The 23147-nt window shown below is 56.9% G+C and carries 20 protein-coding genes; 8 read left to right on the top strand and 12 right to left on the bottom strand.

Translation table 11 applies throughout. The annotated features are described in order from the left end of the window. Positions 1 to 4: 4 nt before the first annotated feature. From ACMXYJ_RS12955 to ACMXYJ_RS12925, 7 genes are all read left to right on the top strand, one after another. The gene (locus tag ACMXYJ_RS12955; RefSeq protein ID WP_415760125.1) at positions 5 to 1057 is read left to right on the top strand and encodes a hypothetical protein; all 1053 of its coding nucleotides are present in this window, start codon (positions 5 to 7) and stop codon (positions 1055 to 1057) included. A gap of 12 nt (positions 1058 to 1069) precedes the next feature. Further along, positions 1070 to 2119, top strand: a complete 1050-nt coding sequence (locus tag ACMXYJ_RS12950) for a DUF6708 domain-containing protein (protein ID WP_415760124.1) — start codon at positions 1070 to 1072, stop codon at positions 2117 to 2119. A gap of 13 nt (positions 2120 to 2132) precedes the next feature. Continuing rightward, positions 2133 to 3149, top strand: coding sequence for a DUF6708 domain-containing protein (locus ACMXYJ_RS12945; protein WP_415760123.1), 1017 nt, complete (start codon positions 2133 to 2135; stop codon positions 3147 to 3149). Between the two features lie 90 nt (positions 3150 to 3239). Beyond that, on the top strand, positions 3240 to 3845 hold the full coding sequence (locus ACMXYJ_RS12940; protein ID WP_415760122.1) for a hypothetical protein: 606 nt from the start codon (positions 3240 to 3242) through the stop codon (positions 3843 to 3845). Positions 3846 to 3858: 13 nt separating this feature from the next. Next, entirely contained in the window at positions 3859 to 4194 is a 336-nt protein-coding gene (locus ACMXYJ_RS12935; protein WP_415760121.1) for a hypothetical protein, read from the top strand. Between the two features lie 111 nt (positions 4195 to 4305). Further along, positions 4306 to 5331: a hypothetical protein gene (locus ACMXYJ_RS12930; RefSeq protein ID WP_415760120.1), complete on the top strand. Its 1026-nt coding sequence runs from the start codon at positions 4306 to 4308 to the stop codon at positions 5329 to 5331. 307 nt (positions 5332 to 5638) lie between these two features. After that, positions 5639 to 6592, top strand: a complete 954-nt coding sequence (locus ACMXYJ_RS12925; RefSeq protein WP_415760119.1) for a hypothetical protein — start codon at positions 5639 to 5641, stop codon at positions 6590 to 6592. Positions 6593 to 6697: 105 nt separating this feature from the next. On the opposite strand, the gene ACMXYJ_RS12920 is transcribed toward ACMXYJ_RS12925, so the two are convergent. The 7 genes from ACMXYJ_RS12920 to ACMXYJ_RS12890 all read right to left on the bottom strand — a co-directional run bounded on the left by ACMXYJ_RS12920 (position 6698) and on the right by ACMXYJ_RS12890 (position 14052). Further along, the gene (locus ACMXYJ_RS12920) at positions 6698 to 7510 is read right to left on the bottom strand and encodes a VanW family protein (protein WP_415760118.1); all 813 of its coding nucleotides are present in this window, start codon (positions 7508 to 7510) and stop codon (positions 6698 to 6700) included. Positions 7511 to 7867: 357 nt separating this feature from the next. After that, a complete protein-coding gene (locus ACMXYJ_RS12915) occupies positions 7868 to 8446 on the bottom strand; it encodes a hypothetical protein (RefSeq protein WP_415760117.1) in 579 nt (192 codons plus the stop codon). Positions 8447 to 8574: 128 nt separating this feature from the next. After that, positions 8575 to 8817: a hypothetical protein gene (locus ACMXYJ_RS12910; RefSeq protein ID WP_415760116.1), complete on the bottom strand. Its 243-nt coding sequence runs from the start codon at positions 8815 to 8817 to the stop codon at positions 8575 to 8577. Between the two features lie 62 nt (positions 8818 to 8879). Next, the gene (locus tag ACMXYJ_RS12905) at positions 8880 to 9944 is read right to left on the bottom strand and encodes a lipocalin-like domain-containing protein (protein ID WP_415760115.1); all 1065 of its coding nucleotides are present in this window, start codon (positions 9942 to 9944) and stop codon (positions 8880 to 8882) included. Continuing rightward, the gene (locus ACMXYJ_RS12900; RefSeq protein WP_415760718.1) at positions 9934 to 12405 is read right to left on the bottom strand and encodes an ABC transporter permease; all 2472 of its coding nucleotides are present in this window, start codon (positions 12403 to 12405) and stop codon (positions 9934 to 9936) included. The genes ACMXYJ_RS12905 and ACMXYJ_RS12900 overlap by 11 nt, the downstream gene beginning before the upstream one ends. A 1-nt stretch (position 12406) precedes the next feature. Then, positions 12407 to 13075 (bottom strand): ABC transporter ATP-binding protein, encoded by a 669-nt coding sequence (locus ACMXYJ_RS12895; RefSeq protein WP_415760114.1) that lies wholly within the window; start codon positions 13073 to 13075, stop codon positions 12407 to 12409. A 170-nt stretch (positions 13076 to 13245) separates the two neighbouring features. Continuing rightward, the gene (locus tag ACMXYJ_RS12890) at positions 13246 to 14052 is read right to left on the bottom strand and encodes a class I SAM-dependent methyltransferase (RefSeq protein ID WP_415760113.1); all 807 of its coding nucleotides are present in this window, start codon (positions 14050 to 14052) and stop codon (positions 13246 to 13248) included. A 181-nt stretch (positions 14053 to 14233) separates the two neighbouring features. On the opposite strand from ACMXYJ_RS12890, the gene ACMXYJ_RS12885 reads away from it, so the two are divergent. Beyond that, complete coding sequence (locus tag ACMXYJ_RS12885; RefSeq protein WP_415760112.1) at positions 14234 to 14620, top strand: hypothetical protein; 387 nt, start codon at positions 14234 to 14236, stop codon at positions 14618 to 14620. Positions 14621 to 14623: 3 nt separating this feature from the next. Here the strand turns inward: ACMXYJ_RS12885 and ACMXYJ_RS12880 are convergent, their stop codons facing one another. From ACMXYJ_RS12880 to ACMXYJ_RS12860, 5 genes are all read right to left on the bottom strand, one after another. Next, positions 14624 to 16054, bottom strand: a complete 1431-nt coding sequence (locus ACMXYJ_RS12880) for a sigma-54-dependent transcriptional regulator (RefSeq protein WP_415760111.1) — start codon at positions 16052 to 16054, stop codon at positions 14624 to 14626. Next, positions 16023 to 17516, bottom strand: coding sequence for a sensor histidine kinase (locus ACMXYJ_RS12875; protein ID WP_415760110.1), 1494 nt, complete (start codon positions 17514 to 17516; stop codon positions 16023 to 16025). The genes ACMXYJ_RS12880 and ACMXYJ_RS12875 overlap by 32 nt, the downstream gene beginning before the upstream one ends. A 103-nt stretch (positions 17517 to 17619) precedes the next feature. After that, positions 17620 to 18636, bottom strand: coding sequence for an SCO family protein (locus ACMXYJ_RS12870; RefSeq protein ID WP_415760109.1), 1017 nt, complete (start codon positions 18634 to 18636; stop codon positions 17620 to 17622). Positions 18637 to 18653: 17 nt separating this feature from the next. Further along, a complete protein-coding gene (locus ACMXYJ_RS12865; RefSeq protein WP_415760108.1) occupies positions 18654 to 21461 on the bottom strand; it encodes a multicopper oxidase domain-containing protein in 2808 nt (935 codons plus the stop codon). Positions 21462 to 21653: 192 nt separating this feature from the next. Further along, positions 21654 to 23102, bottom strand: a complete 1449-nt coding sequence (locus ACMXYJ_RS12860) for a sensor histidine kinase (protein WP_415760107.1) — start codon at positions 23100 to 23102, stop codon at positions 21654 to 21656. Positions 23103 to 23147: the final 45 nt, after the last annotated feature.

Raw genomic sequence — 23147 nt, 5'->3', positions numbered from 1 at the left:
CTAAATGCCTGACAACAAGTACGATCGGTTACCCCTCGCGGGTGACATTGAGAGAAAGTCAGGCTCCGAGATAGTGTACTTATCTCCAAAACCAGTACCTACGGGCATGCCTCCAATTAGCACACGCCAACTGCATCATAACGCTAATAAAACTTTTCTGGATTTTGCTATAGGGCAAGGTAATTTTGAGTTTATGGCGCGAACCGGCATCGGCTCGACAATGCTAATCGTGACATTATTATTCTTTTTTTCAGGTTTCGCCTCTTGGATTAGACGATATGAAGAACCTTTCCTTTCTGCTTGGTTGAAATTTTTCTTCAACCCCGTGCTGTGGTCGATTATCGGGACAATCTCTCTAACATACATTTATTTCTTCTTTCAGGCAGCTCGCCAAGTATCTATTCACCCACCCATCCGCTTTAATCGAGAGCGTCGCGAAGTTGTATTTATCCTAAAAAAAGGCGACAAACCGCGCTTTGTACCTTGGGAGGATGTCATTGTTTGCGTATCCGTTGGAAAGCTCATTACTCAATACTCAGTAATGCCTGAATTTAAGTTACTGATTGGCTTAAGAGATGCCAACACAGGTGATGTGCTGTGGTCTGTGATCCCCAGTAGCAACTTGAGCCTTGCCGTTTCTGAGTGGGAGGCAATTCGTGTCTACATGGAGGAAGGAATGGTTTCCTTACCACCAGATCAATCAGATGAGCTTGAGGAAGGTACTGTCGATTTTTTCCATCTATGCCGTCGCACCTACCGTGCGGATCACTCCTTCGTACGTTACGCCTGGGGCTTTTTGACGATCCAGTTTTTCAGCGGTTGGACGTTGCCCTGCCGCATCTCTGGCTGGGTAAACAATCGGCCTAAAGCCGGGTTCCCTAAAGAGGTCCTCGACTGGTCAAAACCTCTACCCGCTGACCAACATGCTATGCCGAGTGAAGAACTGCTTAAGGAAAGCGCCGAGATCTGGAAGGCCTTCGCCAAAGGTCAGAACCTGTTGGATTACTTTAAGGTGAAATTTGCCGAACCGACTCAAGAGTCCGAGCCCTCCAACTGATGAGTCGTGTCTTTGGAAAATAAATACGATCGACTACCTCAGGCCGGGGATTTTGAAGCGGAATCTGGGACAGAGACTGTTTACCTGTCACCTAAGCCTGTCCCTACAGGCATGCAGCCCTTCAGTGCTCGCCATTTACACCGCGAAGCCAACGACGTCTATCTAGATTTTGCTGTCGGGCGGGGGAATTTCGAGTTCATGGCTCGTGCAGGTATCGGCTCGGTAGTATTCATCACTTTCTTTTTTCTCTTTGTGTCAGGTTTTGGCTCATGGCTGCGAAAAGACGTTCAACCCTTTTGGAGTATCTGGGTAGATTTTTTTACAAACGCCTTCGTCCAAGGATTTATCTGGTCTCTTACCGCCGTCTACATTTGTATATTTTGTTATGCGGTCCGACAGACCACTATTCACCCTCCTATCCGCTTTAACCGACAACGCCGTGAGGTTGTATTCGTACCTAAAAAAGGTGCCGCACCACGCTATATTCCTTGGGAGGAGGCAATCGCATGTGTATCCGCTGGCCGGCTCATTACTCAATATGCGGTGATGCCCGAATACAAGCTAATGGTCGGTTTGTGTGATAGTGCCCATGGCGATGTTTTGTGGTCCGTGGTGCCAAGCGGCAGTCTGAGTCTGGCCGTATCCGAATGGGAGGCGATCCGCGTGTACATGGAGGAGGGAAGTTTCGCGCTGCCATCTGATGAAACGGAAGAGTTTGAAGAAGGCAGCGTTCCCTTTTTCCACCTGTGTCGACGTAGCTACCGCACGGATCACTCATTTCTACGCTACGTCGGGGGCTTTCTGGTTATTCAATTTTTCAGCGGATGGACTTTGCCGTGCTACATCTCTGGCTGGGTCAACAACCGCCCCAAAGCCGCCTTCCCTAAAGAAGTCCTGGAGTGGTCAAAACCTCTCCCTGTCGAGCAACACGTTATGCCAAGCGAAGCGTTGCTCGAGGAGAGCGCTGAAATCCGGAAGGCCTTTGCCAAAGGACAAAACCTGCTGGATTACTTCAAGGTGAAATTTGCAGAACCAATTCAAAAGCCCGAGTCCACCACCTGACGAGTCCTGTCCCTTGAAGAATAAATACGATCGGTTGCCTAAGGCAGGCGATATCGAGAGAGAACCGGGCACTGAGATAGTCTATTTATCACCAAAACCGGTACCGACCGGAGTGCTGCCTTTCAGTGCGCGCCAACTGCACCGCTATGCCAATGAAGTTTTCTTAGACTTTGCCATTTCCCGAGGAAGTTTTGAGTTTATGGCCCGAGCAGGAATTGGGGCGGTGATGTTCCTATTGATTTTTCTTTTTTTTACAACAGGATTTGGGTCTTGGATAAGAAGAGATGTAGAGCCGTTTTGGAGTAGTTGGCTTGATTTCTTTACAAGCATTGCGGTTTGGGGTTTTGTGGGAGCACTTGCAACTCTTCACCTTTGCGTTTTTTTCTTTGCAATTCGCCAAGCCAGCAATCAACCCCCCATACGCTTCAATCGCCAACGCCGGGAAGTTGTTTATGTTCCCAAGAAGGGAATGTCCCCTCGTTATGTGCCGTGGGAAGAGGTTATCGCGAGCGTTTCAGTTAGCAAGCTGATCACTCAATATGCTGTAATCCCCGAGTTTAAACTAATGATCGGACTTCGCGACAAAAATGGCGATGTGCTTTGGGTCAGTGTTCCAAGTGGAAATCTAAACCAAGCCATAGCTGAGTGGGAGGCCATACGTGTCTATATGGAGGAAGGACCTGAAGCGTTACCCATGGGGCAATCGGATGAGTTCGAAGCAGGCTCAGTCGCGTATTTCCATATGTGTAGACAAGGATACCGTTCTCATCATTCATTCCTTCGGCATGTCTGGGGATTTTTGATAATTCAGTTTTTCAGTGGCTGGACGATACCTTGTTACATCGCAGCATGGATCAATAACCGCCCCAAAGCCGCCTTCCCTAAAGAAGTCCTGGAATGGTCAAGACCTCTCCCCCTCGAGCAACACGCTATGCCGAGCGAAGCGTTGCTCAAGGAGAGCGCCGAGATCCGGAAGGCCTTTGCCAAAGGCAAAAACCTGCTGGATTACTTCAAGGTGAACTTTGCATAACCGACTCAAGAGTCTGAGGCCACAACCTGATGAGTCGGCCCTCTGTTAGTCCTTCAACCAGCGCTTGCACCTCGGACAGGAGTCCACCGCATGCCTTACCCCGATCTGCAAAACGCTGTTCAACGTGCAGGGTTCACCATCACTGATTACTCGGATCAACGAGCCTACTTCGGCTGTTGGTCGCTAACCGTCGAAGGTCATGGGCACACCTACTTGATCGTCAACGAAGGTCGAGACGGTTGGCTGATGTTTTATCGCGCAGACGCGGCAGGGACAATGACTGAGTTAGACAAGAAAGAATCGGCCTGGATGGATGACGCCGACAAGGCAACCCAATGCCTGATCTGGCTTTCTGACAGCCGCCCTGCCCCGCAGCCCCACAAAGTCCGCAGTTACTACGTGATCGCCGAAAAGGATCTTGTACCGCAGCAGCCCCATAGTTCTGATTGGCCAAAGTTGATCGGCTACTGCTACGACGATGCTTATTTCTTGCTTTTTGAAGGCAAGGGTCATGGTCTGGCTGGGACAACAGTACCGGCTGACGAAGCGAAAAAATCTGAGTGGCTAGAGATATTCACGGCATTGGACGTGGAGTGGTTTCTGGACTTTATAGAAACGGCGCGATTCACGTCCGAAGAGGTATTTGTCCTGACGTTGAGCGCAAAAATTGGCTCGCTTAGTGTTCGTCGATATTAAATGAGAACTATACGTGAATAATCATTCCGTCAAAGCCTATGTCACCCAAGCAGATGGCGGTTACGTCCGGTTAAAGCTACTTGATACGGAGTTGAAAAATACGTTGCTCGACCTTGGTTTTTCCCAAGAAACTAACGTTGACGAGTACAAAATTTCAAGTTCGGATGATGACATCAAGGCCAACATTTTTGCCCAACTGCGAACCTTGGAAATTTGCTTTGCTCATGGACGTGAGTGGTGCCCTGCTGAAGTTTTTAAACACCTCAGAGATATCGGGCTGCTGAGCGGTGGGTTCAGAGTGATCACCTGGACCGCTCCCGGCCGTTACGTGGTGAGGGACGAAAAATAACTATTGAAGTTGCCTCAACGGCTGACGGCGCTGCGTTCATAATTGCGCCGGCATCAGGCATTGCCACCCGCACTAAAGAAACTGGATACACACCTCCAAAGGAATGAACCCTTGATTACCATCGCACGACCATTCGCCCTGCTTTTGGCATTGACCCTTTCCCTTGACGCCGCCGCGCTGTCACTTCGATCAGAAAAGCGCGCAGACGGTACAACCGTGTTGCTGCTCACCAATGACCCCGCCCCTGCACGACCACCTCAGCTCAATGAAGATCCGGCGATACGCGCGGCCCTGATTGACTTCATCGGTTACGCCACCGGCAGCTACACCAATGATGACTATATGATCGTGTCGCAAGTATTGGATGCCCTGGATTCAGAGTTCTCGACGTTTGAGGAAGGAGTGCCCGCCGGGCGAAAAATGCTCACTGCCATGGATGACGGTAACAACGGCGACGAGCGTGGCGCACTGCTGTTGGACGAAAAAGGGCAGTTGATCGCCGTCGGGTTGGTCAATGGGCACTGCACCGTCAAATCACGTACAGAGACATTGTCCTGCAACTCGGGCCCCGAAACCGTACTGACTGTCTTCCAGGCCAAAGGTGCGAAGAAGAGCGATGCTGATCCGATCATCGCCTGGAGCAAACAGTTGCCGCCAATGATAGCGATTTGGGCCGAAAGTGAAGATCCCGAAACACGTGCTCGGGCGCAAAAAATTGCCACGGTCGAATACATCACCACGGCCCCAAAAAAAGATTCCTGGACCGCCTCGCAATTGCCTTCCGACTTCCCGGAAGCGATGCTGCCATTGCTTCCGAAGAATACCTATCTGGTGGGCGCTGGCGTCGATGGCTCTTACATCACACCCGGCCTGAAAGGCGCGCCGATTTACGGTGACTTCGACGAAATGGCAGGCCGGCCACGGCATGATTTCGAGGTCATGCTGAAAACCTATACGCCGTTCTCCGATGTCGTGAAGTTTTACCAACAACAAGCAAAAGGCGCCGAGTTAAGTGCAAACGATGAAAAGGCACTGATTGAAGGTGTTGCTGGCGGTGGCACCTACAAAATCGAGATCAAGGATGACGAGGAAGAAGGGACCGCAATCACATTCTCCGGTTGGAGAAAGGAAGTCTGAATGTCGAGAATTAGCTGAAAAAACAAGGGGGCGGACTCACTTGATCCGTGCCCTTTTTGGCTGTTGCCAACGCCAAAGTCTGTTGGATTACTCAACGCGATCCGAGATGAAGATTTGAGCCATTCAACAGATGAACTCGATTTGAAATTCCGGCGCCCTGTCGCCGGTAAGTCCCGTGGTTTCCCGACAGGACAAGCCCTGTTTTTTTTTGCGCCTCTGCCACTGCCTACCGGCGGCATTCCCATGGATCTTGGGGGGGGGGCATTGAGTATTTCACCGTCAACTAACACCCATTAGCGGAACAGTCATGAATCCCCTCAAACTTTACTTGCTCTCACTGACCTTGTTGCTGAGTGGCTGCAAAGAAGACTTCGCCACCCTGCACTTCCCGGACACGGTGCGCTCAGACCCTTCTTCCGGGCCTCAATACACCGATACCCTGGTCCATGAAAAATACAAAAAACTGATTTTCGACGCCGTTTCAGCGCGTGGCATTGATCCCAACGTGGTGGTGCTGGAGCGGGTTAAAGATCAAGACAAATTGATCCTGCTACGTTTGACCGATAGTTCGCTCAGCGACGATCAACGCAACACACTACGCGCGGTATTTGATGAAGTCATCCAGACTCGCAAGGCCAGCTCGCGGAAAGTAAGTCTCGATCTCGCCGAAGAAAAAGGTGACGCACCTGAGCGGGAGCAGGCCAGAACCGTTGATTTCATTATCGATATACAACCGAACATCGAGCTCACCAGCAGGTTGGCAGGCATTTGGGGTGATGGCTTTCAAAAGATGGCGAGCGCTTTCAAATATGGCATTGGGGACGAGGTTAAATGCCAGCTCTCCGCCAATCTTTTACCCGACCCTGCCTTACGAATCACGGCTTATGAACCGAATTTGAAGACCCGTGAAAACGCGCTTCTGACGCTGCTGACCACCACCGAACGCCCCGCCAAAGTGAGCGCTCACTGGCGCTTTCAAGATCCAGCGCTGATGAACGCGATTCGTAGCGGCTTGGTCAACGTTTTGCCCTCGACGTCTATTACCACTCGCGATAATCGCAGAACGTGGATGGTGGTCGACCAGATAGCACTTGAATTTGGCTCTATCGGACAACAGACGATACATCCGGGCCAACTTGGTCGCACAGACCAAAGCGGGATGGAGGCATTATGTGCCAAGAAAGGCGAAGCGCTTGGGCGACCGTTTTCATTCTATTTAGGGGACAGCCTGGATCGTTTGAGCCATGTCGAATACTTATGATCTGCGCAGATCTCAAGCCGATGCCTCTATAACAATGGCGCGCTTCTGCACGGCTTTGCGCTAAATAAAAAACGGGCGATCCAATGATCGCCCGTTTTATGCATTTCAAGTCAGCAAACGTTCCTCAACCTCATACTTAACCACCACCCGATTCTTATAAAGCCGCTCACTCTTCAACACCTGACTCTCCTGCCCCTTGCTCCTCACCTCCCGCCATATCTCGTTCTCCCGAAACACTCGCCCACCGTCTCGCACAAACCGATGCCCAAGTTGATAAACGTGGTACCGAAACTCTCTCGCCTGATCGCACAACAACTCCCCTTCCAACTGTTGCTCGGCGACATTCAGCTTCAACTGAAAATGGCGATCGGTCGGGTTATGCAGCACCAGGTCAATGTAGTTGTAAAAGATCGCGGCCCCGGAGCCGAATGGCAGTACCCGCCCTTCGTCAGGAAAGGGATCGAAGCTGTGGTTCGACCGCTCAACCACGACCAACGGCGAGTGAATCGCCATCCAGTGAATCAGGTTGCTCAGTTGGCAGATCCCGCCGCCGATGCCGCTGCGCGCTTCACCAAATGACAGCTCCATGCCTTCGACGTAACCGCGTTTTCGGGTTGGTCGACCTACGAGGCGGCAGAATGAAAAATACTCGCCAGGACCGATGACGACGCCATTCATCGAAGCGACGGCCAGTTTCAGGTTGATGACTTTGTTGTGTTGCAGGGCAAGATCGGAGTTGCCGAGTTTGCGGATCAGTTTGGAGGTGTGCTTGAGGTAGCGGAATGGCAGTCGGGATACGGTGTTCAGCGAAACAGCGTATTGCTTGCGGGAGAAGCGCCAGGCCAATTGCCGGAACAGTCTTTTTTGCCACACTCGAAGCCAGTAGAGCGCCGGGTGGTAGAGGGAGAGTGGTTTCATCCGTGTCAGAACGGCGGCAGCCGTTTTCTTCCTTGCTCTGCAAAATGCCGCGAATCTTAACGTATTGCTTCAGGTGTGTATCGCACGTCGATAAGGTGTTCGCCCAGTGTAATGGCCTGGCAATCCATGCACCGGTAAAGAGCCCTGACACTGGGCGAACGGGAAGTATTTTAATAGAAAGTTTCGAATATGTCCGCGTATATGAACATGAAATTTATCGAAACAACATTGATTAAATGTCGGCCTAAATACTATTTAAGGACCCACCAAAACTCACCAGTTAGACCATTAAAACTGATTGTTCTTATACAGAAAAGATGTACAAGAACAATCAACATATAGAGCTAATACTCAACTTCAGTGTTTGCTGGTCACTGTCAATATGTCGGTATAGGTCACAAAGACACTCTGCCCAACTTTGAGATCTTTCAATTTCGCTTGAACTTCGGGTCTTACGACGTCAACAGTCTTGGACTGGCCGGTGGGGTTTTCGAAGGTGACCTGGTTTTTCTTCACGTCGATGTTGGTGATTTTCAGTTGGACCCGCACCTGACGGTAGGCTTCACCACCCGGGTTGTCGCTGCCGGGGGCTGCGCGGACTTCGCCAGCGCGTTCGACGGTGCCAGGCAGGCCTTTGTCGACATCGGTGTCGAGGTAGGCGGCGACAGCGCTGGTAACCTTGACATCGACTTGGTCGCCGACTTTCAAGTTGCCGAGGTTTTTGGCCTTGTCGGTCAATTGCACATGGACCTGACGACCTTCCGGCCCTTCAAGAACGACCTGATGGTTGGCAGCATCGACCGAGACAACTTTGGTGGTGACCTGATCCGCCTCCACAACGGCAGACAGCGGGATGTCCGCGGCCATGGCGCTAAGACTGGCAGCAGACAGCAAGGTAGCGAGAGTGATGGCTTTAGTCAGTGCGTGAAGTTTCATAAGCGGTACATTCCCTGTGAACCTGTGAATTGGAGGCAGCAAAGAGCGCTGAACCAGCGTCCAGCGCCCTCTGTGCAGATGAGCATAGACGCTGATCCGGGAGTGTTCGCAGTTTCTTGGAGAACGCCTCAAGCCTCGGGATCGTCAACCTCGTGGGCGACGTTCACGGCAGGCGAATCTTTATGGGATTGATCAGCCTTGGCCTTCAAGGCTTGCCACTGTTCCAGGTCGATGGCGCCCTGCCCCAGCAAGTCGTCGGCCACTCGCAGCAGTTCGGTGTAATGGGCGTCGGGGGATTGTTGCCAGTAGGCCTTGTCTTCGAACAGGCGCTGCCACGAATCAAGGTCAGGCGGTTTCAGGTCTTCACTCATGGCGTTCTCCTGTGAACGGGCTTCTAGAATTAGGAGGCCATCGCTCTGCCGAGAGTTCCGACTCAATACCCGGTCATTTCCAGATAACCCTGCCCACCATGGCTGCCGCTCAATTGCACCGGTCCTTCCCAATAGGGAATACGCAAAGCCATCCACGCATTGGGATTGAGGGCGCTGATCGAGATGTCGAGGTGTTTGTCGGGGATTTTGATCGACCAGCGCACCGGCATCGAACGCCCGGCGACCTTGGCGGTGTCTTGCGGTGTAAGGCTGATGTCGGCGGCGTGCAGTAGCTGCGTCTGGCCCTCAGCGTCGATCCAGGTGCCGGTGAGGTAAGGCGCGCCGTCCTTCTGTCGCATGCGGTAGAGCATCACCTGCTCGCCGCTGTCCAGGTGCAGGGAAAACCAGTCCCAGCCGGTCTGGTTGGCGGTCAGGGGTTGGCTGCTCCATTCCCGGTCTAGCCAGGCCGGGCCACTGACTTGAAACGTTTTGCCGTCGATTTCCAGCGTGCCGCGGGCTTGAAAAAACGGCTGGCTGTAGTAGTACGACGCCTGCCCTTGTTCGGATTTCTGACTGAAGCCTTTGTCGCCCTGAAGCACCAAGGGCCGTGTGGAGGTCAGCCGCAGTTGATAGCCAAAACCCTTGTCCCGGGCGCTGAGTTGAAGCTCCGCCATAGGGTCGGAACCCTGACTGCTGAAATGCCAATCATCGATCCACGCGTCGAACGGCGCCAGGCTCACGCCAGCCTGACCAACGCCCCCACGGGCGTAACGCTCGGCGGCGTGATGCACTGTCGCCGATGTCACGGCCGCGTGGCCAAGCCAGATGATTTGATTACCCCAGCCGGCCACTTCGGGCGTCGCTTTCAAGGCGCTGCGAAACAGCGTCCATTGCGCGCCGAACTCGCGCCCCTGATCGTCCTTGAGGTTGGCGGTGACGTACCACCATTCGATGCGAAAACCATCATGAAGACCGTGATCTGCCGGAAAGCTGAACACCCGACCGGGCACCACCGGCGTAAACGCGGCGGCCTGATGACCCAGCCCCGCGAAGCCTTTCTCAACAGGCGCCGAGTTATCGCACCCGCTCAATAACGCCAATAGCAACATGCCGACCTTAATCTTCATGAGCAAACGTCCTCAGCAGATCCGCCGGTTGCGTGCGGTACAGCGAGTACAGCGGCCACGCCGACGCCAACAAAGTCGCCAACAGCGCCAACCCCATCAACTGCAACAGCTGCATCGGAAACACCCGCAGCGGCAAGCGCCAGCCGAAGGCCTGGACGTTGATCACCGTGTCCAGGCACCACGCCAGCGCGATCCCCAACGGCAATGCCAGCACCAGGGTCATCACCGCCAGCAACCAGGTTTGCCCGAGATTGAGCAGCATCAATTGCCGGCGAGTCACACCGAGCGCCCACAGCGGTGCGAGTTGCCCGAGGCGGCTCTGGCTTTGCGTCAACAGGCTGATGAACAGCGCCACGCCCGCCACGCAGAGGGTCAAGCTGTTAAGCGCGGCGGTCGCGGCAAAGGTGCGTTCGAACACTTGCGTGGACCACCCCTTGAGCCGGGCCTGGTCAACGATGCGGCTGTCCTCCAGCGTGAAGCGTGTTTGCAGCGCGGTCAGGAAATCAGGGATCAACGTCGGGTCGATGCGCAGGTTGAAACGGCTGGGTGTCAGCTGCGGCCAGCCGCGCAGCAGATGGTTGACGTTGACCAGAATGTGCCCCTTGGGATTACCGTAATCGGCGTAGATGCCGACGATCCGTGGTGACCAGGCACCGTTCGGTGTGGGAATCGTCAGGTGATCGCCCAGGCGCACTTTCAGCCGACGGGCCAATTGTTCGCTGAGCATCAGTGCGTCGTCCTTGGCCAGTCGTTCCCAAGGGTTGTCGCCCAAGGCTTCCAGCAGCGGCCAATGCTGGCGATACGTCGGGTGATCGATCACGCCGAAGACGTCCGCCGGCCAGCCTTGCAACTGGATCGACACTTGCCAGCTGGGCAGCACCGCCGTGAGTCCGGGTTGCTGCTTGAGCCAGGTTTGCAGCTCTCTGGCCTGGGCCGGATTTCGCGGATTAACGTACAGTTCGGCGGTCAGGCGTTGTTCGAGCCAATCGCTGAAGGTCTGACGAAAACCGGCCGTCATGCTCCCCGCTCCAATGTTCGCCGCCAGTGCCAACAACAGCGCCATCAACGCCAGGCTCAGGGCCGGCAGTTGCTGGCGGCAGTCGGCGAGAAACCATTGGCCGAGCACCGAGCGACTGCGATGCAGCACCCGGTTCAACACCCAGTTGAGCACCACCGGCAACGCCAGCGCAGCGCCGATCAACAGTGCCGCCATCAGCACGAAGCCACTGCTAAGGCTGTCGCCAAAGATCAACGCCAACACTGCGATCACCCCGGCGATCACGGCAACCCAACCCTGACGCCGCAACCAGCGCGCGTGAGCCTGATGCCAGGCTTGCGGGTCGGCCAGGGCCAGCAAAGGCAGGCGCGCGGCCCGCAACAAACTGTTGCCCCCCGCCAACAACGCACCGAGCAGGCTCAGGCCGACGCCGCTGAGCCACCACCACGGACTGAGGCTCAACTGCCCCGCCACTTCGGCGCCGTACAACCCGCGCAGGCTGGCGGCGACGTCCGGCAACAGCACGCTGGCCAGCAGGTAGCCGCTGGCGACGCCGACCAGTCCGCCGATCAACGCCAGGCCGCCCAGTTCAATCGCCAGACAGGCAATCAACATCCGTGCACTGACACCGCAGGCGCGCAGGGTTCTGAGCAAGCCTCGGCGTTGTTCCAGCGCCAGACCGATCGCGGCGTGGACGATGAACAGACCGACCACGAATGACAGAAAACCCAGCGCATCGAGGTTCAGGTGAAAGCTTTCGGTCAGGCGCGACAAATTGTTCTCTTCGCCGCTGGTTTTGAGCTGCAGCTGCCCCTTGAATTGATCAGGCAGGATCGCGGTGAAATCCTTCGGCAGCAGCAGGCGTGACAGCTGATCCGGCAGGCCGAGAATCTGCTGGGCGAAGCCGATGTCCACCAACAACACACCAGGGGCCATATCGGGCTGGGCATGCAGCGGCGGCAATGCCTGACCACTCAAAGTCAGCGGGCGTTCGCCCTCACGCAAACCCAATGCCTGCAACGTCTGCGGCGCAATCCAGGTACTGCCCGGCGGGCTGAAGAACTCGACGACCTGCTCAATCGCCAACGCCTGCCCGGCCACTGAGGAACCGGCGGGCAGCGACACCGGCTCGATGCCCATCAGTTGCAAGCGCTGGTCTTCATGGCCCTTGAGCGTCACCCGACCTTGCAGGACCGGCGACACCGGCCAGCCCGCACGGCGCAGGTCGACAAACACGTGCTGGGAGAAGGTTGCACCGCTGGGCGAACTGAGGCTGGCCTGGGGTTCGCCGCCGATCAACTGACTGGCCCGGGCATAGCTTTCGCGCGCCTGGCTGTTCAGCGCCTGCACGCCGGTCAGCAGGCTGGTGGCGAGCCAGAGGCCGGTCAGCACACTGAAAAACTGCACCGGATGCTGCCGCCAATGACTGAGCAGCGCCCGTAGCGTCTCGCGAAAGACCCGCACTTCAGCGCTCGTCCGCGCCAGCCAGACGGCCACGGTGGAGCACCACTTTTTCGGCCAGCCGCGCGGCAACCCGTGGGCTGTGGGTGACCATCAACAAGGTGGTGGGACTGTCGTCGAGCAACTCCAACAACAACTTCAAGACCTCATCGCTGGTGGCTTCATCGAGGCTGCCGGTGGGTTCGTCGGCCAGCAGCAGTTTCGGCTGCGACGCCAGGGCACGGCCCAACGCGACCCGTTGCTGCTGGCCGCCGGACAGCTGTTCCGGATAACGCCGCAGCAAATCACCCAACCCCAGACGTTGCACCAGATGCGCCTGCCAGCGCGGATCATGGCGCCCCGCCAATCGCGCCTGGAACGCCAGATTGTCCTCGACGCGCAAACTGCCGATCAGGTTGAATTGCTGAAACACCAGGCCGATTTCAGTCCGCCGCCAGTTCGCCAGTTGCCCTTCACTCATCTGCTCCAGCCGATGTTCGCCGCTGCGGATGCTGCCGCGATCGACCTTGTCCAGCCCGGCAATCAGGTGCAGCAAGGTGCTTTTGCCACTGCCCGACTCCCCCATCAACGCCAGGCTGCTGCCGGGTTTCAAGGTGAGGTCGACACCTTGCAGAACCGGCAGCGGGCCCTGGGGAGTGGCGTAGCTTTTGAAGACGCCTTGGACCGAAAGCATGGGAAAAACCGTTCGATGTGCGTGGAGCAAGGATAGCGGACGGCAGCGGCACCGCGTTATCGTTCATCGCGAGCAAGCTCGCACACATTGGACCTCGGATGAACGCTGGATGTGTGATCAAACTGATTCCCTGTGGGAGCGAGCCTGTTCGCGATGCAGGCGACGCGGCTTTAGGTCTTCACCGCCACCCACGTAAAACATAACGGCAGCTGCGCCGTTTGCTGCTCATACCGATCATAGAGCTCCTCGCGGTTGGAATGCGGGTACTCCTTGAAGTGGCTGATCTGCAATCCGGCGTCGATGGCGCCGGTGAAGATGGCGCCCAGGGTGTGGACGAACCAGTAGGACGGAGCCGCCTGCTGGTCGACTTTGCCTTCGTAGACGATCGGCTGGTCCTGCACGAAGGGTTCGCTGCGAAAGTACGAGCTGTCTGGCCGATACGGGTCGGCGGACTCGGGGTCGAACATTTCGAGGAAGGGGTGGGTTTCGTACACCACCAGGCTGCCGCCGGGCTTGAGGGTTTGTGCGACATGGCGGAAGAATTCGCCGATGTCCGGCATCCAGTTCAACACGCCGATGGTGATCAGGGCCACGTCGAAGCGGCCATGAAGTTCAGTCGGCAGGTGATGGATGTCTGCCTCGATGAACTCAGGCGCATGGGGCGAGCGTGACGCCAGTTCCCGCGCCTGATCGAGGAAGGCTTCGGACTGGTCGACGCCTACGACGCTGCGGGCACCCCGCGCAAACAACGAAAGACTTTCGCGGCCGTTGTTGCAGCCCAGTTGCACCACGTCTTTGCCGTCGACACCCACTTGTTCCAGCAAACCTCGGAGGGTGTCGTCCAGGCAGCAAAAATCCCTGTCACCCACAGCCGTCAAACGTTCCCGCCATTCGGGGGTGTCTTTGTGGTGTCGGGCAGAGTCATTCCAGGCATCGCGGTTGCTGGCGATGGCTTTTTCTTTTGTCGGCATTTCCATTGCGCGCTCCAGACGGGGGTCTTGATTGACCGGGCACGAGTCTAGATCAGCGTTTTGAAAAACCCCATTGAGTCTTTGTTCAAATTTTGTAACCCGTGCATCGCGAACGCGCGCTCGTACGGCAAGCTATAGTTAATGACCTTGGGGAAATGCGGGAAAAACCGATTTCGCAGGTGCTGCCATGAAAACAACCGATCTGAGGCTACTGCTCGCCCTCTGCCTGATCACCACAACCGGTGCTCACGCGGACGACAGCCTGACACCCACTACCGATTACAGCAGTGAGTTCAACTATTACGGGGCCGACCAACCCTTCGCTCACCCCGTGCCACCGTCAATGAGCACGGTGCCGCCCGGCTCGTACATCCCGACAGCGCCTCAGGACTTCATCCCCATTTCGAGCCAGCATGAGTTCTACGACTCAAGATTGCCGACGGTAGCGGATGCCACGGTTCGAGTGTTCATCCGCTCCTACGATCAGCAACGCGGTGTCTACGTGAACGAAGAAGTCCTCGACCCCACGTGCCTGCTCGCGTGCCTCAGCCGTCAGGGGCCATTGATGCAATAAGACCTACCACTGACGTTTCTCCGGGCGCGCGAGGCCGAGTTTTTCGATCCGGTAGCGCAGCATGTCGCGGCTCAGGCCAAGCAGCCGTGCGGACTTGGTGACGTTCCAGTCGGTCTTGTCGAGCATCTTGCGCACCATGTCGCGCTCCACTTCCGGCAGGTTCATGGACTCGGTGCCGTTGTAGGCCGGACGCGGTTCGTAGTGTTGCGGCTCTTGCTGAAACACCAGCGGCTCATCCACCAGGCTCAGGCACACGTTCAATTGATGGGCGGCGATGGTGTCGCTCTGGGCCAGCAGTACGGTTTGCTCAAGCATGTTGCGCAACTCGCGCACGTTGCCCGGCCAGCTGTAGCTGAGCAGCAATTCCTCGGCCTGATCGCTGAAATGCAGGTTCGGTTTGCCATAGCGTTTGCCGTGGATCGCCAGGAAGTGCCGGGCCAGCAGCAGGATGTCTGCACCACGGGCGTACAGGCGCGGCACCTTGATCGAGATGATCCGCAAACGGAAGAACAGATCGCGGCGGAACTTGCCCTGCTGGACCATTTGTTCGAGGTTGCAGTTGGTCGCACTGATCACCCGCAAATCGACCTTGCGCTCCTTCACCGAGCCGACCCGGCGGATCGTCCGGTCCTCCAGCAGCTTCAGCAGTTTGGCTTGCAGCAACAAGTCCATCTCGCCGACTTCATCGAGAAACAGCGTCCCGCCATCGGCCGCTTCCACCAGCCCGACGCGGCGGTCCTTGGCGTCGGTGAAGGCGCCCTTCTCGTGACCGAACAGCTCCGACTCCACCAAGTTGGAAGGAATCGAGGCGCAGTTGAATTCAATGAACGGACCTTTGCTGCGCGGGCCGTCGAAGTGCAACGCACGGGCCACCAGTTCCTTGCCGGTACCGGTCTCGCCTTCCACCAACACCGGTGGCAGATCGGCATTGGCCATGCGCCGCTCGGCGTCGAGTAACTGGCCAATGGTGCTTTTCAGGTACTGCATCGGTGCCGATTCGCCGATCAGGGCCTGCACCCCAGACTTCTGCGCTTCGCGTTCCTGATAGAACGACAGTGTGCGCTCCATTCGGTCGGTGGCCAGGGCCTTGTCCAGCAGCAGCTTGAGTTCCGGCAAAGCCACCGGTTTGGTGACGTAATGGAAAGCACCCTCTTTCATCGCCACCACGGCGTCTTCGACGTTGCCATAGCCGGTCATCATGATCACTTTCAGATCCGGCGCGCTGATGCGCAGCTTCTGGATCAGGTCGTGACCGCTCATGCCCGGCAGCGAGTTATCGGTCAGCACCACGTCCGGGACGAAAGTGCTCAATTGGTCCAGCGCGTCCTCAGCCGAGTGGCAGACCGTCACCTCGAAGTCCTTGCGCTCCAGGTAGGTCTGAATATTCTCGGCGAGGAGTTCATCATCCTCGACCAGCAGAATGCTGTGCTCCATATACCCCTCCCGTTGCCACTTTAAAATTGAGACAAACGCGGGTTCCTTCCTGCTCTCGGCTGGTCAGTTCGACCGAGCCTTCAAAACGCTCCATTATTCTTTTAACCAGGGCTAGGCCCACGCCCAACCCGCCTTGTTTTGTGGTGAAAAACGGCTTGAAGACCATTTGCTGTTGCTGTGTGGTCATGCCCTTACCGGTATCGCTCAGGGTCATACGCACAAGCCCGGGCTGCGGCGTTTCGATATCGATACTCAGCACGCCGCCCTTGGGCATGGCTTCCAGGGCATTGGCAAACAGGCTATTAAGAATTTGCGTGAGTAACACCTGTTGGCTGACGACCGGCGGACAACTCTGAGGGGTGAAACGCACGTCGATGCCGGAGCGTTTAATCAGCGCGTCAAACGCACTCAACGTGTCGTCGATGACCAGCATCAGGTCTACCGTTTCGTAGTCGTCGTTCACGGGGCGCAATGACACCAGCAACTCCCGAACCCAGCGCGACATGCGGTCGACCTGACTGATGATGTCTCCGATGTTCTTCTGCGCATTCTGGCTGGCGATTTCCTGAGCCAGTTCGGCGCTGGAACGAATGTTGGCCAACGGATTGCGCAAGCTGTGGGCCACCGCCGAGGACATTTCCCCCAGCGCGACGAAGGTCTCGTTGCTGATCAGTTGTTTCTGCTGGCTCTGCAACAGCATGGCCGCATGCCGCACAATCCAGAACAGCCCGAGGTAGATGGCCAGGCCGCCGAGCAGGGTTGCCAGCCAGATCGACTTGAAGCCACGCTGGATGCGTTCCACCAGGTCTGCGGGTTCCTTGTAGATCTCCACCATGGCGATCACTTTGCTTTTGTCGGCATTGAACATCGGGATGTAGTTCTCGATGAACAGGTATTCAGGCTCGCGCAGCAGTTGCTGCTCGGGACGTTCCTCATCGACTTCGTGGTAGCTGGTGGACACGGGTTCCTTCATTTCGAAAGACTCGTCCAGTTCCTCATCACCTTCGACGCGCATGCCAATCATTTGCGCATTGGTCGACCAGACCACGGTGCGATCCAGGGCGTACACCACCGCCAACAGTGTGTCCGGCAGGTGTTCGACATGATCGAGAAACTCGATGCGGGCAGCGGCACGGGCCGCCGGATCTACGTCGGGATAGGCATTGTCATCGCGCGGATCGAGCATTTCGCCCATGGTTCTTTGCAGGTTGATGCCGGCATGACGAATTTCTGCATCACCAATGGCCTGAATGAACTGCGCAGTCAGCATGGAATCACGCTCGATGCTCTCATCGACGACAAAACGTGTGGACACGTAGCCCAACCCCAGCGCCACGGCGGCGATGATGAAAAAGCTGCCCAGGGAAAACCAGCGCAGCAAATTGAACTGTCCTCGCCAGCCTTTGCTTTCTGCTGCCGACATAGCCGACGCAGGTATTTTTTGTTGTTCTGGTGTCTGCATAGGACCTTCCCGGTTGCCTTGCATCAAGCCTTTTCAGCCACGTTTCGGATCAGTGTAGGTGGCATTGATCGAGACTGACGGCCCCACTGATAGTATTTAGCCGCTATTGCGTTTGCGCCGCCTGTAGCGGTTGCTGACGATCGGTTTCTTCTTGCAAAAACCCCATGATGGACTGCGCCGCGTTCTCATCCAGACGCAGGTTGGGCATGGGAATTTTGTCGAAACGCTCAAACAGCTCCAGCGCGATCGGGTCTTTTTCCGCCAGCATGCGGTCCGGCTCGCGAATCCAGCGACTCAGCCAGGCCGGATCACGCTGGCGAGTGACGCCGATCAGGTCCGGGCCGATGCTGCGCATGCCGATGCCCTGCCCGTCCATCGGACCCAGGCTGTGACACGACGCGCAACGGGTGCGAAACAACTCTTCGCCGTTGCTCGGCGGACGAATCTCGGGCGCATCCGCGTAGTTTTCTTCAATGCTTGGCTGTTTCCAGTTGTGCAGCGTGTTGGCCAACTGATCGGCCAGAATCCACGGATTTTCGAAAGGTGAAGCTTTCATCCAGCGGCCCGTGGTCTGGTTGCCGACAATCAGGCTCAGGTTGTGGTCCTTGTTGCGGCCGTTGTCGACGCCTTCGATAAACAAGCCCAGTTTTTTTCGCAGATCAGTGACGTCGGCAAACTCTCCGGTGAGAAACTTCCAGCCCGGCCCGACCTTGAAGCGTTGTGCGTAGGCCTTGAGCACATCGGGTGTATCGCTTAAGGGGTCAATGCTGATGGAGTAGAAAAAAATGTCCTGGCCGACCCGGTCCCCCAGCAACTTCTGCACCTGACGCAGGCGCGCGGTTTCCAGCGGGCAAGAGTCGCTGCATGAAGTGAAGATGAAATTGATCACCACCACTTTGTCCTTGATCAAATCATCGAAGAAACGCACCTGCCGACCGTCCTGATCGGTCAGCAAGGTGTTGGGGAAGTAATCACCGCCCCAGGGTGTCGCCGACTCCGTCGGTGATGCTGACGGAGCAGCGTCATGTGCGACCAGCACCCGACTGGCCAGCAGGCAGGTGACCAGCATCAACACCAGGTGCATGCCCAGGGCGCGGGAGCGCGGCGTATGCATTTTCATGTCGGCTCCCTCGCGGTTCATGGTTTGACCACCACTTTAGGGCCGAGGCCGTCGCCAGTGCGGAAGGTTGGCAGCGCGGCGGAGTTCACGTAGCGCACACCATCCCAACTCGGCAGCGGTGTCGGCATCAGCTGGAATTGCCCGGGTTTCTCAATGTCCCAGCGCAGCAGCATCGAGTTGTCCTCATGCTGAGTGTTGTGACAGTGCTCCATGTACGTCCCGGCGAATTCGCGGAAGTTGATCGCCATCTCGACGTTGTCCAGGCCATCCTTTTCGGAGCCGATGCGGTACACGTCCTTGCGTGCCCATTTTTCCCATTCCGGTGGCGCCTTGCCGCCGCGACTGAGGATGATCCCCTCCTCGAAGTGCACATGTACCGGGTGACTCCAGCCCGTGCCGCCAGCCTTGATGTTCCAGACTTCCAGGGTGCCGAAACCGGCGACACCGGCATCGGTGGGGCCACTGGCCAGTTGAAGCCCGGTGTTCAAACGCCGTGGGTCCATGCTGAAGCCAAACCCGCCATCGGTCTTGACCGTCCACGGTGCTTCATCGGTGCCGTCGGAACGGCCGAAGGTGTAGGTGCGGTGACGGGCTTTGGCCAGCAGCGCCTGGTCGGCAGCATTGTCGCGGTGAATCTTCAGCGGGATCATCACCAGGCCTTCAGCCTTGCCCGGTTTGGCCGGTTCATAAGCGGCCGGGTCCATGGCCAGGTCCTGGCCGGTGTACGCCTTGACGTTGAGTTGCAATACCTTGCCTACCGCCGGATCACCGTCTTCCCACTTCGGCCCCTTGCTGGTTTGCTTGATGATCGCCCGGTATTTCTCGGACAGCACGTCAGCCAGGGAGACGGGTTCCTTCGGGCCCTTGCCGTCTTCGTGCACCAGCAGGTTGACGAAGAACAGCTTATCGCCCGGCTTGATCCCGTTTTTCGAGAAGTTGACGATGATGTCGAAACGCTCGGCGATGCCCAGGGTTGGCAGGATCGCGTTGTGGTTCTGTTTATCACCGTCGGCATCCAGGTCCATGGTGCCGTCGAACGGCACGCTGTGTTCCATGATATTGCCGTCGTTGGCAATCATGTGGAACGGCACCCGGGCATACGACACGCCCGACCCGGCAGGCCCTTGGAACTCGCCGCTGGTGCCCTTGATCTCGCGCACCAGCGCCATTTTGAAGTAGCGCGACACTGAGCCATTGAGCATGCGGAAGCGATAGCTGCGGGCGCGCACATCCAGGGACGGTTTCCACTGCCAGTTGACCAGCACCTGATCACCGAGGAAGCCGTCGGTATTGAACGGGTTGAACCACAGTTGACCGTTCTTATCCCACGCCTTGTCGGCAAACAGCAGGTTGACGTCATAGTCGCGGTTACCCCAGGGCAAGGCGCTGCCGCTGGGGAGGCGCAGGTTGACGCCGTCATTCACCGATTCATTGCCGCGGTCCAGGGCGCTGTAATAGTTCATCATTGCCGCGTTGCCCTTGTAGACGTTCTGCGCGGTGAAATCGAGCATGTGGTCGTGGAACCAGTGGGTGCTCATGGTTTCACGCCAGTCGCCGCGGATCTTGATCGTGCCGTTGTTGCAGGTCTTGCGGCTGGGGATGAGGTCGTTGGTCCACAGGGTTTCGCCCGGCGCGCACGGAAAAGCTGCACGCGGGTCTTCTGCCTTGGTGTTGATGCTGTCGTAGCCGGCCAACTGGATCGGCCAGCGATAGTCGTAAAATTGCCCCGGGAAGAAAAACGCATTGGCGTAACCGTCGCTTTCCGCCGGTGCGTGACCGTTGTGCTCGTGGGTAGTGATGGTGTGAAGACCAAAACCCATGTTCGCCGACGGGTCGATCGGCAAGCCGTTGTAATGACGCATCAACGTGGGTTGCCCGTAACGCACCATCAGCAATTTTGGCGGCAAGGTGCCGTCAAAGGTCCAGACCGAGTTGTGGTTCTGCACCGGCATTTTCGGGTGGAAACGCGCATCGACGCCCTTGGCGGTGCCATCGGTCGCCGGTACGCCAGCCACGTTGTGATAGAGGCCGCCTGGGCCAAACTCGCCCACGGCATAGCGGTGCATCTGACGACTGTCACGCCAACCGGAATTCAACCGTGCGCCGGTTTGCACGGTCTTGTAGGCCATTTGCGGGTAAAACTCGTTCCAGCGCTGGTGCGACCAGCCTTTTCCTGGCGGGCGGCCTTCAGCCGAGGAGCCGATACGGCGGTTGAGGAAAAATTCGATCTGCTTCTGCCACGGGTTACGGTCGACCACGTTGGAGTACAGACTCGGGAACGGTGTCAGCCCCGGTTGACGCAGGAACGCATCAAGAGCAGCGCTGGGCGGCGCACTGCGGGCCGCACTGGTGGGGTCCTGTTGTGGCAACGGGCCGATGGCTGCCGGTGGAAAACCCAACGGCGCCGCCGGTGTGGTGGGGTCGAGTTTTTCCGGGCCGAACTCTTCGAACAGCACCAACTGCTGAGTAAACGGCAGAGCGCTATACAGTGGACTCGGCTTGCCATTGGTGGGGTAGTTGAAACTGGTTTGTATCGTCGGCGGCAGGATGTTTTCCACCCGCGTGGTGGCTTTGCTGCCTTTGACGCCAGCCGGCAAATCGAAGGAATCCAGGTTAGCCGGGGGCATGGTCAAAATGGCGTTCAACGCCGCCGCTTTGTCAGCCGGTTCATCGTAGTAAGCCGAGGGGTCGGTAGGTTCTGGCTGTCGCTCGTCGTCGATGGGGCTGGCGCGCAGAGTCCCTGTGCCCAGCGTCATTGTCAGAAGAACGCTCAGAGGCGTCAGGAGGCCGAACCATTTGAAGGGATACCGCGCTTTTCTGTCCATCACCAGCCGCCTCGAAGTCATGAGTCATGAAGGGGGTAATGGGGGTTGTGCAAGGACCTCGCCAGAGTTGTAACTGTTTTTTACGAAAGCATTGATGCCTATCAAAACAATGGCTTATCAACATCAATACGCCATTACCGGGGAAGCGACTGGGGAATGACACCCGCTAACGGGGAAAGTTCACACCCGTTTTCAGGGGACCAATTTGAACGACAGACGGACACTCGTGCCCTCGCCTTCACGGCTTTCCAGGGTCACCGCACCGCCAAACCGCTCCATGATCCGTTTGACCAGCACCAGCCCGACACCCAGCCCACCTTGTTTGGTGGTAAAAAACGGCCGGAAGGCCATGCTGCGCTGTTCTTCGTTCATGCCTTTGCCGGTGTCGCTCACCACCATGCTGAGGCGATGGGAATCGGTCGGCTCCAATGTGATGGTTAACGTGCCGCCCTTGTCCATGGCCTCCAGTGCGTTGGCCAGCAAACTGTTGAGGATCTGCGTCAACTGCACCTGCTGGCTCAGGACCATCGGCGTCAGCTTCGGGTCGAACACCACGTGGACAGAGGCGTTGGCGATTTGATGCTCGAAGGCCATCAGGCTGTCATGCAGCGCCGCCACCAGATTGACAGGCTCGGCGTCATCGTTGAGCGGACGCAAGGATTGCAGCAGCTCCCGCACCCACTTCGACATGCGATCCACTTGGCCGATGATGTCGTTGATGTTCTTGCGGGCCGGGCCGCTGTCGAATTCCAGCGCCAGTTCGGCGCTTGAACGGATGGTTGCCAGCGGATTACGCAAACTGTGGGCGACCGCCGAAGACATCTCGCCCAAGACCACAAAAGTTTCGTTGGTGATCAGTTGTTTTTGTTGCGCCGCCAGCAAAATGGCCGCCCGGCGAACGATCCAGTACAGCCCCAGGTAAATCAGCCCGCCGCCCAGTGCAGTGGCCAGCCAGATCAACACCAGGCCGCGCTCCATGCGGCTGATCAGGTCCTTGGGTTCCTTGTAGATCTCGACCATCGCCGTGACTTTGTCGCCGTCGGCATCAAACAACGGAATGTAGTTCTCGATGAAGATGTATTCCGGAGGCGTCACGAACTTCTGTTCCAAGCGGCTCTTGTCCACATCGTGATAACTGGCCGACACAGGAATTCTGGAAGCAAAGGCTTGCTCCAGATCTTCGTCGGCGTGGATCGTGGTGCCCATTAACGCCGGGTTGGTCGACCAGATCACCATGCGGTCGGGGGCATAGATGTTGGCCAGAATCACGTCCGGCAAGTGCTCGATATGGTCGAGGAATTCGCCACGGGCAATGGCGCGGGCCAGCGGGTCGACGTCGGAAAAGTTTTTGTCATTACGCGGATCGAGCAGTTCGCCCATGGTCCGCACGTTGGGAATCGATACGTGGCGCACCTCGACCAAGGCAATCGCCTGAATGAACTGGGACGTCAACAACGCATCGCGTTGCACGCTTTCGGTAATCACGAACCGGGTGGACACAGCCCCCAACGCCACCGCCACCGTACCAATCACCGCCATGCTGATAAGCGAAAACCAGCGCAGTAGATTGAACGGCTGCTTGCGCGAGCTCAGGCGAATATCACCTCCCTCGGCCTGGAGTGTTTGAGTAGGCATGTCCATGGACGTGTTCCCGACGATTCCCCCTATAGGGTTATAGCCCACTAA

Origin of the sequence: Pseudomonas arabinosi (assembly GCF_047758675.1) — a bacterium.
GTDB lineage: Bacteria > Pseudomonadota > Gammaproteobacteria > Pseudomonadales > Pseudomonadaceae > Aquipseudomonas > Aquipseudomonas arabinosi.
The sequence above is the reverse complement of the archived record's forward strand: the minus strand, read 5'-3'. Positions and strand labels throughout refer to the sequence as shown.

Coding starts and splice junctions, on each gene's coding strand:
- ACMXYJ_RS12910 (WP_415760116.1), bottom strand. CDS start 8,817: ATGAGTGAAGACCTGAAACCGCCTGACCTTGATTCGTGGCAGCGCCTG.
- ACMXYJ_RS12925 (WP_415760119.1), top strand. CDS start 5,639: ATGAATCCCCTCAAACTTTACTTGCTCTCACTGACCTTGTTGCTGAGT.
- ACMXYJ_RS12920 (WP_415760118.1), bottom strand. CDS start 7,510: ATGAAACCACTCTCCCTCTACCACCCGGCGCTCTACTGGCTTCGAGTG.
- ACMXYJ_RS12955 (WP_415760125.1), top strand. CDS start 5: ATGCCTGACAACAAGTACGATCGGTTACCCCTCGCGGGTGACATTGAG.
- ACMXYJ_RS12860 (WP_415760107.1), bottom strand. CDS start 23,102: ATGGACATGCCTACTCAAACACTCCAGGCCGAGGGAGGTGATATTCGC.
- ACMXYJ_RS12905 (WP_415760115.1), bottom strand. CDS start 9,944: ATGAAGATTAAGGTCGGCATGTTGCTATTGGCGTTATTGAGCGGGTGC.
- ACMXYJ_RS12885 (WP_415760112.1), top strand. CDS start 14,234: ATGAAAACAACCGATCTGAGGCTACTGCTCGCCCTCTGCCTGATCACC.
- ACMXYJ_RS12880 (WP_415760111.1), bottom strand. CDS start 16,054: ATGGAGCACAGCATTCTGCTGGTCGAGGATGATGAACTCCTCGCCGAG.
- ACMXYJ_RS12875 (WP_415760110.1), bottom strand. CDS start 17,516: ATGCAGACACCAGAACAACAAAAAATACCTGCGTCGGCTATGTCGGCA.
- ACMXYJ_RS12865 (WP_415760108.1), bottom strand. CDS start 21,461: ATGGACAGAAAAGCGCGGTATCCCTTCAAATGGTTCGGCCTCCTGACG.
- ACMXYJ_RS12895 (WP_415760114.1), bottom strand. CDS start 13,075: ATGCTTTCGGTCCAAGGCGTCTTCAAAAGCTACGCCACTCCCCAGGGC.
- ACMXYJ_RS12940 (WP_415760122.1), top strand. CDS start 3,240: ATGCCTTACCCCGATCTGCAAAACGCTGTTCAACGTGCAGGGTTCACC.
- ACMXYJ_RS12890 (WP_415760113.1), bottom strand. CDS start 14,052: ATGGAAATGCCGACAAAAGAAAAAGCCATCGCCAGCAACCGCGATGCC.
- ACMXYJ_RS12870 (WP_415760109.1), bottom strand. CDS start 18,636: ATGAAAATGCATACGCCGCGCTCCCGCGCCCTGGGCATGCACCTGGTG.
- ACMXYJ_RS12915 (WP_415760117.1), bottom strand. CDS start 8,446: ATGAAACTTCACGCACTGACTAAAGCCATCACTCTCGCTACCTTGCTG.